General features: G+C 34.5%; 9 protein-coding genes and 3 tRNA genes. 6 read left to right on the forward strand and 6 right to left on the reverse strand.

Going from position 1 to position 13,475, the window contains the following annotated elements:
* The first annotated feature begins 1 nt into the window (after window position 1).
* Window positions 2-2,137 (forward strand): GH92 family glycosyl hydrolase, encoded by a 2,136-nt coding sequence (locus tag OZP06_RS01435; RefSeq protein WP_281324134.1) that lies wholly within the window; start codon window positions 2-4, stop codon window positions 2,135-2,137.
* Window positions 2,138-2,252: 115 nt separating this feature from the next.
* Here the strand turns inward: OZP06_RS01435 and typA are convergent, their stop codons facing one another.
* Window positions 2,253-4,049 carry a translational GTPase TypA gene (gene typA / locus OZP06_RS01440; RefSeq protein WP_269223361.1) on the reverse strand — a complete coding sequence of 599 codons (1,797 nt, stop codon included), beginning with the start codon at window positions 4,047-4,049 and terminating at the stop codon, window positions 2,253-2,255.
* Between the two features lie 173 nt (window positions 4,050-4,222).
* On the opposite strand from typA, the gene OZP06_RS01445 reads away from it, so the two are divergent.
* Window positions 4,223-5,932 carry a PAS domain-containing protein gene (locus OZP06_RS01445; protein WP_269223362.1) on the forward strand — a complete coding sequence of 570 codons (1,710 nt, stop codon included), beginning with the start codon at window positions 4,223-4,225 and terminating at the stop codon, window positions 5,930-5,932.
* Between the two features lie 4 nt (window positions 5,933-5,936).
* Window positions 5,937-6,338 carry a response regulator gene (locus tag OZP06_RS01450; protein ID WP_269223363.1) on the forward strand — a complete coding sequence of 134 codons (402 nt, stop codon included), beginning with the start codon at window positions 5,937-5,939 and terminating at the stop codon, window positions 6,336-6,338.
* A 101-nt stretch (window positions 6,339-6,439) separates the two neighbouring features.
* On the opposite strand, the gene rpsT is transcribed toward OZP06_RS01450, so the two are convergent.
* The 5 genes from rpsT to proS all read right to left on the reverse strand — a co-directional run bounded on the left by rpsT (window position 6,440) and on the right by proS (window position 8,586).
* Complete coding sequence (gene rpsT, locus OZP06_RS01455; RefSeq protein ID WP_035673520.1) at window positions 6,440-6,691, reverse strand: 30S ribosomal protein S20; 252 nt, start codon at window positions 6,689-6,691, stop codon at window positions 6,440-6,442.
* A 34-nt stretch (window positions 6,692-6,725) separates the two neighbouring features.
* Window positions 6,726-6,797 (reverse strand) — tRNA-Glu (locus OZP06_RS01460).
* Window positions 6,798-6,839: 42 nt separating this feature from the next.
* Window positions 6,840-6,911 (reverse strand) — tRNA-Glu (locus OZP06_RS01465).
* Window positions 6,912-6,957: 46 nt separating this feature from the next.
* Window positions 6,958-7,029, reverse strand: a tRNA-Glu gene (locus OZP06_RS01470).
* A 78-nt stretch (window positions 7,030-7,107) separates the two neighbouring features.
* A complete protein-coding gene (gene proS / locus OZP06_RS01475; protein WP_269223364.1) occupies window positions 7,108-8,586 on the reverse strand; it encodes a proline--tRNA ligase in 1,479 nt (492 codons plus the stop codon).
* Between the two features lie 103 nt (window positions 8,587-8,689).
* Between proS and OZP06_RS01480 the strand changes: the two genes are divergently transcribed.
* The 3 genes from OZP06_RS01480 to rimO all read left to right on the forward strand — a co-directional run bounded on the left by OZP06_RS01480 (window position 8,690) and on the right by rimO (window position 13,446).
* On the forward strand, window positions 8,690-9,667 hold the full coding sequence (locus OZP06_RS01480; RefSeq protein WP_269223365.1) for a hypothetical protein: 978 nt from the start codon (window positions 8,690-8,692) through the stop codon (window positions 9,665-9,667).
* 40 nt (window positions 9,668-9,707) lie between these two features.
* Window positions 9,708-11,297, forward strand: coding sequence for a transporter (locus tag OZP06_RS01485; protein WP_269223366.1), 1,590 nt, complete (start codon window positions 9,708-9,710; stop codon window positions 11,295-11,297).
* Between the two features lie 835 nt (window positions 11,298-12,132).
* Complete coding sequence (gene rimO, locus OZP06_RS01490; RefSeq protein WP_269224531.1) at window positions 12,133-13,446, forward strand: 30S ribosomal protein S12 methylthiotransferase RimO; 1,314 nt, start codon at window positions 12,133-12,135, stop codon at window positions 13,444-13,446.
* The last annotated feature ends 29 nt before the right edge of the window (window positions 13,447-13,475 follow it).

Raw genomic sequence — 13,475 nt, forward strand, 5'->3', positions numbered from 1 at the left:
GATGAAAAAACTGACTCTATTACTAGTACTTCCTTTTTTAATATTTGAAAGTTGCTCTAACAAAGAAGAAGTCAAAGACTTTACCCAATTTGTCAATCCTTTTATAGGGACTGATGGAACAGGCCATACTTTTCCTGGTGCTTGTTTACCCTTTGGAATGGTACAGCCCAGTCCAGACAATGTTGATATAGGTTGGGATTACACCTCAGGCTATCAATATAAGAATCCTGAAATCCTTGGATTTTCGCAAACCCATTTAAGCGGAACGGGAATTAATGATTTAGGGGATGTACTATTGCTTCCTTTTGTAGAAAACAAAACCGAAAGTTTTAAAACAACTTATATTAAAAAGTCAGAAAAAGCCAGTCCTGGTTCATATTCGGTTACATTAAAAGACAGTATAAAAGTGAATCTAACAGCAACTGAGAGAGTCGCTTTCAATCAATTTATTTACCCTACAAACAAAGCGAAACTATTGGTTGACATTCAACACGGATTGCGTTTTCTAACGGACTCATTGGTACTCGACAGTAAAGTAAGCATTGAAAACAACAAAACTATTTCAGGATATTGCCATAACAAAAACTGGGTGGAGCGTAAATATTTCTTTGCATTGACATTTGATACTCCGTTTTCAAATTCCTTAGAATTGCCAAAAAAAACAAAAGAAAAAGCGCCTCGATATATTCTTGATTTCGAATTAAAAAACAAAACACTTCAAGCCAAAATTGCTTTTTCTACTGTAAGTATCGAAGGAGCCAAAAACAATTTAAAAACGGAATTACCCCTTTGGGATTTTGCACAAGCAACAGCCAATGCCAAAGCCAAATGGAATGAATATTTATCTAAAATTGAAATAGAGGCTCCTTTAAAACAAAAGCAAATATTTTATACTTCAATGTATCATTTGTTTACTCAACCCAGTAATATTGCCGATGTAGATGGAAAATATCGAGGTGCCGATGACAAAATTGCTACAGCACCAAATGGAGAGTATTATTCCACCCTTTCGCTTTGGGATACCTATAGAGCTGCAAATCCTTTGTATACCATACTTGTCCCAGAACGGGTAAATGGGTTTATAAATACCATGTTACTCCATCACAAAGCGGCTGGTTATTTGCCAATTTGGACGGTTTGGGGACAGGAAAATAATTGTATGATTGGCAATCATGCCATTCCGATTATAACCGATGCTTACAATAAAGGGTTCAGAGGTTTTGATGCCAATGAAGCTTTGCAAGCTATGATTAAAACAACTACCAAAAACCATCCCAATAACGACTGGGATTTATACAATAAATATGGGTATTATCCATTCGATAAGATTGATAATGAAGCCGTTTCCAGAACGCTAGAAAGCGGTTATGACGATTACTGTGTGGCGTTATTAGCCGAAAAGCTAGGCAATAAAACAATTGCTAAGACTTATTATAAAAGAGCTTCTTACTACAAAAATATTTTTGATAAAGAAACGGGATTAATGAGAGGAAAAGATACGCAAGGCCATTGGAGAACTCCATTTGAACCTTTAAAACCAACCTCTCCTATGAACAATCCTGGAGATTATACCGAAGCCAACGCATGGCAATATTCCTGGGCTTCTACTCAACACAATATTCTGGGAGTTACAAACTTATTAGGGGGAAAAGAAAAGTTCTCCAAACAGCTGAATACTTTTTTTACACTGAATGGAGAAAAAGACAACAGACATCTTGGTCAAGAAGGAATGATTGGTCAATATGCCCATGGAAATGAACCCAGCCATCATATTTCGTATTTGTATGCTTTCTCGAACGAACCTGAAAAAGGCAAAAAATTAATTACTCAAATCTATAATCAATTCTACAATAACACACCAAACGGAATCACTGGAAATGACGATTGTGGTCAAATGAGTGCTTGGTATATTTTGACAACATTAGGTTTTTATCCTGTTAATCCAGCTACAGGTGCATTTGTTTTTGGAATGCCACAGGTCAAAAAAGTGACCATCCATCTCTCAGAAAATAAAACTTTGACAATTATTTGCAATGGGGACTCTTATAAAAAAATCATCCTTAACGGAAAGAAAATCGAAGGTGTAGAAATCAATTACAAACAAATTATGCAGGGTGGTGCGCTGAAATTTGAGTAAAAATTTAAAGAAAAAGTAGTCGCTTTTAAATGCCAATTAAGAACGGGTTAAAACAAAAATCCCAAATTCCAGCACTTAGGAATTTGGGATTTTTAAATATTGAAATTTAAATCTTTTAGATTTTAAATCTTTTTCTATCTGTTTCTGTCAAAAAGATTTTTCTCAAACGAATCGATTTTGGAGTTACCTCAACATACTCATCTTTTTGAATGTATTCTAAAGCTTCTTCAAGAGAGAAAATGATCGGAGGAATAATTCTCGCTTTTTCATCATTTCCAGAAGAACGAACGTTAGACTGTTTTTTCTCTTTAGTTACGTTTACACACATATCATCACCACGAGAGTTTTCTCCAATTACCTGACCTTCGTAAATTTCGGCATTTGGTTCAACAAAAAACTTACCACGATCTTGTAATTTATCGATAGAATAAGGAATAGCTTTCCCTTTTTCCATAGAAATCAATGAACCTTTGTTACGTCCAGCAATTTCTCCTTTGTAAGGTTCGTATCCTATAAAACGGTGCGCCATAATAGCCTCACCAGCAGTAGCAGTAAGCAATTGATTACGCAATCCAATAATTCCACGTGATGGAATATTAAATTTTACAATCATACGCTCCCCTTTGGTTTCCATACTCAACATTTCACCTTTACGCATCGTAACAAACTCAACCGCTCTACCTGAAAGACTTTCTGGTAAATCAATTGTCAATTCCTCAATAGGCTCACATTTTTTACCATCAATTTCTTTGATAATAACCTGTGGTTGACCAATTTGCAGTTCGTAACCTTCTCTTCTCATTGTTTCAATAAGAACAGACAAGTGTAGTACACCACGACCAAAAACCATAAACTTATCAGCAGAATCAGTTTCACCTAACTTCATTGCTAAGTTTTTCTCTAATTCTTTTGTCAAACGCTCTCTAATATGACGAGAAGTTACAAATTTACCCTCTTTCCCAAAGAAAGGAGAGTCATTAATTGTAAACAACATACTCATTGTAGGTTCGTCAATATCAATAGTTTTTAAAGCTTCTGGGTTTTCAAAATCAGCAATAGTATCTCCAATTTCAAATCCTTCAACACCAATAATGGCACAAATATCTCCAGCAATTACTTGTTGCACTTTTTTACGACCAAGACCTTCAAAAGTATGTAATTCTTTAATACGTGATTTAGTGATTGTACCGTCTCTTTTTACTAATGAGATTGGCATCCCTTCATTCAAAACACCTCTTTCAAGACGACCGATAGCGATACGACCTGTAAATGCAGAGAAATCTAAAGATGTAATCAACATTTGTGGAGTTCCTTCAGAAACTTTAGGAGCTGGTACATTTTCAATAACCATATCCAACAATGCTTCAACATTATCTGTTACGTTTTCCCAATGATCAGACATCCAGTTATTTTTAGCTGAACCATAAACGGTTGGAAAATCCAACTGCCATTCTTGAGCACCTAATTCAAACATTAAGTCAAAAACTTTTTCGTGAACTTCTTCAGGAGTACAGTTTTCTTTATCAACTTTATTGATTACAACACAAGGTTTAAGACCTAAGTCAATTGCTTTTTGCAATACAAAACGAGTTTGTGGCATAGGCCCTTCAAAAGCATCTACTAAAAGACAAACTCCATCAGCCATATTCAATACACGCTCTACCTCTCCACCAAAATCGGCGTGACCAGGAGTATCAATAATATTGATTTTTGTTCCTTTGTATACTACAGAAACATTCTTTGAAGTAATTGTAATACCTCTTTCACGCTCTAAGTCGTTGTTATCAAGGATTAGGTCACCTGTGTTCTCGTTGTCACGAAATAACTGACAGTGATACATAATTTTATCAACCAAAGTTGTTTTACCGTGATCGACGTGGGCAATAATTGCAATGTTTCTAATAGCTTCCATCTGTGATTTTTAATGGGTGCAAAGGTACACTTTATTTTCATATAAAAAACCTTTATACAATAGTTTGCCATTTTGTTAACGTTTAAGCACTTAAATAAAACCACACATTAAATAATTAAATATTTTTCTTACCGATATTTTAAATTTTAACTTTAATTATTTATATTTGATTAATGAAAAACAAAGCCAATCAAATAACATTAACTTATACTTTATCAGCCTTATTTATCGCTATTATTAGCTGTAAATTAGCAAAAAGATACGACACGCTTATTGATAGTTACACTTTTAGTTTCGCAAAAGACATTCTCTTCATAATCATTACAGGCCTGCTTTTCAGATATATCCTGATCAAAAACAGCAAAAGAAATGCTGAAATCTATAATCATTTAAAAAGCACAAACGACAAATTAAAAGAATCTAACGAAAAATATGATATTGTCGCAAAAGCCACTAGTGACACTATTTGGGACTGGAAAATCCCAGAAGACCATATAACATGGAACAAAGGCATAAAAGGTATTTTTGGCTATAACATTGACCAAGTGGGAAACACTTCAAAATGGTGGTTCGACAACATTCATCCAGAAGACAGCATCAAAATGTCTATTAAACTCTATTCTTTTCTTGAACAAAAAACCGAAAAATGGCAAGATCAATATCGTTTTAAATGCGCAGACAACACATACAAACATGTATTGGATAGAGGCTTTATTTTAAAAGACGACAATGGAAAAGCGATCCGAATGATTGGCGCAATTCAAGATATCACAAAACAAAAAGAAGAAGAAAATCGATTAAAACTACTCGAAACTGTTTTTACCGAAGCCAAAGATTCTATAATAATTACTCAAGCTGAATCACTAGACAACCAAACACCTGATATCGTTTTTGCCAACCCAGCTTTCGCTAAAATGTCAGGATACGAACATTCCGAAATCATAGGAAAACCACTTGATTTCTTTATGGGCAAAAATTCAGATTTACGAGAAATTGAAAAACTAACAAATTGTATAAAAAACCAACAAGAATGCTTTCTTGAAATCAATTTATACAAAAAAGATCAATCTGAATATTGGGTTAGACTATCTTTCATTCCTGTTTATGACCTTGAATATGAACTTTCTCATTGGATATCCATACAAAGAGACATTACCGAAGAAAGAAAATTAGAAAAAGAAAAAGAAATACTTATACGAGAACTAACTCAAAACAACAAAGATTTAAAACAGTTTTCATACATAACTTCACATAATTTAAGAGCTCCTTTATCAAATTTGACAGGCTTATTAAACTTAATTGAAGACTACACTATAAAAGATGAAAATTTAAATGAAATATTAGAAGGCTTCAAATTATCCACTAATCTACTTAACGAAACCATTAATGACCTCGCCAAAGTAATCACAATAAAAGACAGCACAACACTTCAACACGAGGAACTACAAATAAAAGAATTATTCAAAAACACCCTCTCCCAACTTCATATACAAATTGAAAACATCAAGCCTCAATTGAATATTAAATATGGAAATGTTGAAAAAATACACACAAATAAGTCCTATTTCGAAAGCATATTCATCAATTTGCTAACCAATTCTTTCAAATACAGATCAAAAGAAAGAGACTTATTAATCGATATTAGAATAAGCAACGAAAACAATACAATCGTCATTTATTTTAAAGACAATGGCATAGGAATTGATTTAGAAAGACATAAAGATAAAGTATTCGGGCTATACCAAAGATTTCATAATTACCCTGACAGCAAAGGCCTGGGACTTTTTCTTGTGAAATCACAAATAGAAACTTTAGGAGGATCAATAAGCATCAAAAGCGAGGTAGAAAAAGGAACTGAATACAAACTAACATTTAAAACCTAAAAAAATGCTAGAACTAATAATGTGTATTGAAGACGACCCAATAACTATAATGCTATTCAAAAAAGTGGTCCAAAAAGCAGTTTTTGCAAAAGAAATAATATACGCAACAAATGGCGAAGAAGCTATCAATTTAATCCATGATTTGTCTAAACAACAAACTATACCTCAGTTGATCTTTCTAGATTTAAACATGCCAATAATGGGCGGTTGGGAATTTCTAGACTTGTTTAACGATTCGGACTACTTTAATTTAAACTACACTAAAGTCATTATTCTATCTTCAACTATAGATCCAAAAGACATTAAAAAATCAAAAACATATCCAAATGTTATCGATTTTTTATCTAAACCTATCACTGTTGAAAAATTAAACTTTTTAAAATACAAAATAGAGAATCCATCCTAAAAAAGAATTATGAATTTCTTCTTATTCAGGGAATAATCCCAAAATTAATTCATAAAAAAAGCCCCTTATCAAAAGGAGCTTTTTATATAAATATTACAATATTACAATTTAGCAACATGCTTAGTTAACTTAGACTTCAAGTTTGAAGCTTTGTTATCATGAATGATGTTTTTCTTAGCTAACTTATCTATCATAGAAATTACACTTGACAATTTAGAAGTCGCATCAGTTTTATCAGTTGCAATTCTTAATGCTTTAATAGCATTACGAGTCGTTTTGTGTTGGTATCTGTTTAATACTCTTCTCTTTTCGTTACTTCTAATTCTTTTTAGAGCTGACTTATGATTTGCCATTTTATTATATTTTTATCTTTACTATTTCTTTTTGTAGTCCGTAAGGGAATCGAACCCCTGTTACCAAGACGAAATCTTGGCGTCCTAACCCCTAGACGAACGGACCAGTATCCCCTAAGTTTTTTCAATCTATTAAAAATCGAATATGTAGCCCGTAGCGGAATCGAACCGCTCTTACATGGATGAAAACCATGCGTCCTAACCGATAGACGAACGGGCCATTTTCCCTCTAAGTTCAGGATAACTTCAACAGCATAAAAAATTAGTAGCCCGTAGCGGAATCGAACCGCTCTTACATGGATGAAAACCATGCGTCCTAACCGATAGACGAACGGGCCATACTTCTCTAATGCGGATGCAAAAATACAACTATTTTTGAGAAGTACAATAGTAGAGGCAAAAAAAATATTTTTTTTTTAATACGCCTTAGCAAACAACACCCTTCCAACTGAAGAATTCCCAGTAAACACACAGCTTCCCGCTTGTTCAACCCTGTCTAAAGGAATGCATCTTATCGTTGCTTTGGTCAATTCTTTTATCTTCTCTTCAGTCGCCGCAGTACCATCCCAATGTGCTGAAACAAAGCCACCTTCACCATCCAAAACAGCTTTAAACTCATCAAAATTATTTACCTCGGTAATGTGGGTATTTCTATAGTTTAATGCTTTTTCGAACAAATCTTTTTGAATTTGCTCCAATAAATCGCTGATATAAGTCACAATTCCCTCTTTTAAAACCACTTCTTTCGACAAAGTATCTCTTCTTGCCACTTCAAAAGTTCCATTTTCTAAATCTTTTGGACCTACTGCAATTCGAACAGGCACCCCTTTCAACTCCCATTCGGCAAATTTGAATCCTGGCTTTTGAGTGGTTCTATTGTCGAATTTAACTGATATATTTAATTTCTTGAAAGCTTTTACCAAAACATCCACTTCAGTCGAAATTGCATCCAATTGTTCATCGCTTTTATAAATAGGAACAATCACCACTTGAATCGGAGCTAAATTTGGCGGCAATACCAATCCTTGATCATCTGAGTGTGTCATGACCAATGCTCCCATTAATCGTGTTGAAACTCCCCAAGAAGTTCCCCATACATGTTCTTGTTTACCCTCGGCATTGGCAAATTTCACATCAAAAGCTTTGGCAAAGTTTTGACCTAAAAAATGGGAGGTTCCTGCTTGTAAAGCTTTACCATCTTGCATCAAAGCCTCTATACAATATGTTTCTTCAGCTCCTGCAAAACGCTCCGTTTCTGTTTTTAAACCTTTTATAACGGGTATCGCCATAAAATTCTCAACAAAATCAGCATAGACGTGCATCATTTTCTCTGATTCTTCTACTGCTTCAGCTTTGGTAGCATGAGCCGTATGCCCTTCTTGCCATAAAAACTCAGCGGTTCTCAAGAACAAACGAGTTCTCATTTCCCAACGCACTACATTAGCCCATTGATTAATTAATAAGGGTAAATCTCTGTAGGATTGCACCCAACCTTTATAAGTAGACCAAATAATTGCTTCACTGGTTGGACGAACAATTAATTCTTCTTCCAATTTTGCATTGGGATCAACCATTAATTTACCTGGTTTGTCAGGATCATTTTTCAATCTATAATGCGTTACAATAGCACATTCTTTTGCAAATCCTTCTGCATTTTTCTCCTCTGCTTCAAACATACTTTTAGGAACAAACAATGGGAAATAAGCATTTTCATGCCCTGTTTCTTTAAACATCCTATCGAGTTCTGCTTGCATTTTTTCCCATATAGCATAGCCATAAGGCTTAATTACCATACAGCCCCGAACCCCTGAATTTTCAGCTAAATCGGCCTTAACAACCAACTCATTGTACCATTTTGAATAATCTTCTGCTCTTGTTGTAAGGTTCTTGCTCATATTGAATAATTTGGCATAATTTTTGTTTATAAATAATTTAACTAAATAATTTCGCAAAACTAACTAAATTTGCATTAACCAACAATAAAACAAACTACTGATTATGAAAACAAATGCATTAATTACACGGAAAGTACCCCTTTATTTCCTAATAGGACTATTGAGCGCACTTGTAACTTCTTGTGGTTCTTACCAAAACAGCTCTTATTATGATAATGATGGTATTTATGGTACAAATGGAGAGCAAATTGTTATAAAAGAAAACCAACCCAATGCAGCATCAGTACAATATAAAGAATATTTTAGTTCATTACAAAGTACTGATACGTCAGGAGAAATATTTACTGATGTAAACAGCTATGGAAGTAATTATGATATCGAGAACGATTCTATACAAGCGCCCTCTACTGGATATGCATCTTGGGGAAGTTCTCCTCAAGAAACTACAGTAACGGTTTACCCAAACAACTACTGGTCCGTAGGGTTTGGTTGGAACAATCCGTATTACGGTTTTGGATTTGGAAATCCTTATTATGGTTATGGTTGGGGATACCCTGTTTATGGCTGGGGTTATCCAGGTTACGGTTGGGGTTATCCAGGCTACGGTTGGGGTTATCCAAGTTATGGTTACGGAGCTTCTTATTCCTATAATTACAGCAGAAGAGGTTCCTCTTATGGTGGAATTTACAGTAACTCCATGAACAATAACTATTCAAGAAACAGGTCTTACACCAGAAATGGATCCTACACTAGAAATGGAAATACTAATCGAAACAGTTCTTATACCAGAAACAATTCCTACACAAGAAATTACAACAGTACTACCTTAAATAGAACGTCTCCTACATTTACAAACCGTAATAACGCGACTTCAACTAGGAATTACAATACCAACGAATCTAGAAGTACTTATAATCAAAATAGATCCAACTCTTCGGGGCAAAACTACCAACGTTCTAATTCTAATTACAGCCCAAGTAATACTACCTATAGAAGTAGCGGTAGCAGTATGTCATCAGGTAGCAGCAGTAGAATGTCTAGTGGTGGTGGCAGTGGAAGGTCATCTGGAGGTAGACGATAAAATAGCTCAACTATAAACAACTAACCCTAAGCTTAAACCAATGAAAAAAAACCTATTATTACAATTAGTAGTTGGGCTACTATTTGCAACTTCACATGCACAGGAAATCAAAGACGCAATGCGTTATTCCCAAAGTGAATTGCAAGGTACGGCTCGTTTTACCGCTATGAGTGGTGCTTTTGGAGCACTTGGAGGTGATTTATCAGCAATAAAAGTGAATCCAGCTGGATCTGCTGTTTTCAATAACAATCAATTTGCCGCCACATTAGGAAATCATAATACCAAAAATAAATCCACTTATTTTGGGACTTCGACTTCAACAAGTGATAATTCATTTGATCTCAATCAAGCTGGAGGTGTTTTTGTGTTTAAAAACAGAAACCCAAATGATGATTGGAGAAAATTTAGTTTATCCATAAACTATGAAAACACCAACAATTATGATAACTCCTTATTTTCTGCAGGAACGAGTCCTATACATTCTGTAGGTAATTATTTTTTAAGTTATGCTAATACTGGGAATAATGGGACTCCTGTACCACTAGAATTTGTAACCCGACAAGTTGGAGAATCCATAAATGATTTATATTATTTTTTAGGAACCGAACTTCCGAACAAACAATACCAAAACTTATCTGGATTTGATGCACAACAAGCTATGATAGGCTATTACGATCAGGGATTTATTATAGATGCTGAAGATTTAAACAACCCAAATAGTAAGTACATTTCAAACGTTCGCTCGGGAGGATACTATTATCAAGAAAACACTGTTGTATCGAGTGGTTACAATGGAAAACTAGTATTCAACTCCGCATTACAATATAAGAACAAAGTCTTTTTTGGACTTAACTTAAACTCTCATTTTACTGATTATGTACAAACTACGAACTTCTTTGAATCTAACAACAATACAGAAGACATCAATTACAGGGTAAAAAGTTTAAACTTTACCAATAATCTTCATACGTATGGTTCGGGATTTTCATTTCAATTTGGAACAATAATTAAAGCTACTGAAACCATACGATTAGGATTTGCTTACGAATCACCAACTTGGTATAATTTACAAGATGAATTTTCACAAAGATTATCCTCAGTAAGAACTAACTCAACTAATGTGAGTCTTTCAAATATTGTGGATCCAAATGTAATCAATGTTTACGCTCCTTATGATTTGCGTACTCCAGGAAGTTTGACTGGAAGCTTTGCATATGTTTTTGGTAAAACAGGACTGATTAGTATTGATTATAAGTATAAAGATTACAGCAACACTCAATACAGCCCACAAAACGATCCTTTTTTCAGATTACAAAATAGAATCATCCAAAATGAATTAGGCTCTTCAAGCGAAGTAAGAATTGGTGCGGAATATAAAATAGAAAATTTTAGATTAAGAGGCGGATATCGTTTTGAGGGAAGCCCTTACAAAAACGCAACAACAATAGGAGATTTAAATAGTTTTTCGGGAGGTTTAGGATATAGTTTTGGTGCTATTAAGCTTGACTTTTCATATGTCAACATACATAATACAGGACAAGAGCAATTTTTCTCTCAAGGATTTACAGAAAAAGCTAGAATTAACAGCAATAAAAACAATTTCAATATGACCGTATCATTTGAAATGTAAAAATAGGTACTCCTAATATATTATAAAAACCACTTTTGAAATCTTTCGGAAGTGGTTTTTGTTATTCTAAAAATGATTTAGGCAAGACCACATTTGTAAAAGTGGCCAATTTTTCAAACTGCTTATTCTCCAATACTTTCTCAAAAAAATAATTCCAGAGTAATACCGATAGCTATCGGGAATGCAATGATTTTTTTCGTTGTCTTGAAAAAAAATAAAATCGCATCTTTAGACTATTTTATAAACAGTAATGGTATTACTTCGGTAACTAGTTTCCATCTTAACATCATTAAGTTTGGCTTTTTTTTCTCGCCAAGACGCAAAGGCGCAAAGTTAAGAGCCAATTTCTTGACGTCTTCGTGTCTTTGCGAGAGTTATATTTTGAAAAAGCGTAGTGAGAAACCCTTAACTTAATGACATTGGCTCCCATCCCTCATGCGCTATACAAGACATTGATTGCAAATCCACAACTTTTGGTTTCTTAAACCCAGTATCTGCATTAGAAATTTACTGGCAAAAAAAGCATTAGTTGAAATATTTTTCAAAAATGTCAACCCTTTTATTGCTTTGCTTATTTGTTAAAAAAAACCAAACATCTCGCCTAGCCCCGATGGGAGGGAAAATCCTTTTGTAAACTTTGTCAAAGTTTTGAACTTTGACAAAGTTTACAAAAGATTGGAAGGACAGCGGGACCAATGGTCTTGGATACATCAAATGTTCTGCTCCAAATCACTTTTATGCAAACAAAACGAGGCTTTTTGAAAAGGAAACAGATAGGGTTTGGGTAAAAAATTGTAATTTTGCAAAATTCCTAAATTATCGGGAATGTAATACTATGAGAACGAAGTCTTTAAAAAAGAACAAAATAAATGTGATCACTCTTGGGTGTTCCAAGAATGTATATGACAGTGAAGTGTTAATGGGTCAGCTCCGAGCGAGCGGAAAAGATGTGACTCACGAAGCCAAAGCCGAAGATGAAGGAAATATTATTGTGATTAATACCTGTGGATTTATTGATAATGCCAAAGCAGAATCGGTAAATATGATACTGGAATATGCTGACAAAAAAGAGAGAGGTCTTGTTGATAAAGTTTTTGTTACGGGTTGCTTGTCTGAAAGATACCGCCCGGATTTGGAAAAAGAGATTCCAAATGTGGATCAGTATTTTGGAACTACCGAATTGCCTGCTTTATTGAAAGCTTTGGGTGCCGATTACAAGCACGAATTATTGGGAGAACGATTGACTACGACTCCAAAAAACTATGCTTACTTAAAAATTTCTGAGGGTTGTGATAGACCTTGTAGTTTTTGTGCCATTCCGTTAATGCGAGGAAAAAATGTTTCGCAAACCATTGAAAAACTGGTGAAAGAATCAGAAGGATTGGCCAAAAATGGTGTAAAAGAATTGATCTTGATTGCGCAAGATTTGACGTATTATGGTCTTGATTTGTATAAAAAAAGAGCTCTGGGCGAATTGTTGGAAGCCTTGGTAAAAGTAGAAGGAATTGAGTGGATTCGTTTGCACTACGCCTTCCCTACTGGTTTCCCGATGGATGTGCTTGAGATCATGAAACGTGAACCTAAGATTTGTAATTATATTGATATTCCGTTGCAACACATCTCGGATTCTATTTTAAAATCAATGCGTCGTGGAACTACTCAAGAAAAAACCACTCAATTATTAAAAGACTTTAGAGCAGCGGTTCCTGGAATGGCTATTCGTACGACTTTGATTGTGGGTTATCCTGGAGAAACTCAGGAAGATTTCAACATTTTGAAAGAATTTGTTCAAGAAATGAAATTTGACCGAATGGGTTGTTTTGCCTATTCTCATGAAGAAAATACGCATGCTTATTTACTAGATGATGATGTTCCAGATGCAGTAAAACAAGAACGTGCCAACGAAATTATGGAATTACAATCTCAAATTTCATGGGATTTGAACCAAGAGAAAGTAGGCAAAACTTTTAAATGTATTATTGACAGAAAAGAAGGAGGCCATTTTGTGGGCAGAACTGAATTTGACAGTCCAGATGTAGACAACGAAGTATTGATTGATGCTACAAAACACTATGTAAAAACGGGTGAATTTGCGATGATCAAAATTACTGAAGCAACAGAATTTGACTTATACGGAGAACCGGTTTAGAGGTTAGAAATTAGATTTTTAATTTTTCA

The organism is Flavobacterium sp. IMCC34518 (assembly GCF_027111095.2).
Taxonomy (GTDB): Bacteria; Bacteroidota; Bacteroidia; order Flavobacteriales; family Flavobacteriaceae; genus Flavobacterium; species Flavobacterium praedii.

Excerpts from the sequence above, each read along its gene's own strand:
- OZP06_RS01435 (WP_281324134.1), top strand. The coding sequence starts at position 2 with ATGAAAAAACTGACTCTATTACTAGTACTTCCTTTTTTAATATTTGAA.
- typA (WP_269223361.1), bottom strand. The coding sequence starts at position 4,049 with ATGGAAGCTATTAGAAACATTGCAATTATTGCCCACGTCGATCACGGT.
- OZP06_RS01445 (WP_269223362.1), top strand. The coding sequence starts at position 4,223 with ATGAAAAACAAAGCCAATCAAATAACATTAACTTATACTTTATCAGCC.
- OZP06_RS01450 (WP_269223363.1), top strand. The coding sequence starts at position 5,937 with ATGCTAGAACTAATAATGTGTATTGAAGACGACCCAATAACTATAATG.
- rpsT (WP_035673520.1), bottom strand. The coding sequence starts at position 6,691 with ATGGCAAATCATAAGTCAGCTCTAAAAAGAATTAGAAGTAACGAAAAG.
- proS (WP_269223364.1), bottom strand. The coding sequence starts at position 8,586 with ATGAGCAAGAACCTTACAACAAGAGCAGAAGATTATTCAAAATGGTAC.
- OZP06_RS01480 (WP_269223365.1), top strand. The coding sequence starts at position 8,690 with ATGAAAACAAATGCATTAATTACACGGAAAGTACCCCTTTATTTCCTA.
- OZP06_RS01485 (WP_269223366.1), top strand. The coding sequence starts at position 9,708 with ATGAAAAAAAACCTATTATTACAATTAGTAGTTGGGCTACTATTTGCA.
- rimO (WP_269224531.1), top strand. The coding sequence starts at position 12,133 with ATGAGAACGAAGTCTTTAAAAAAGAACAAAATAAATGTGATCACTCTT.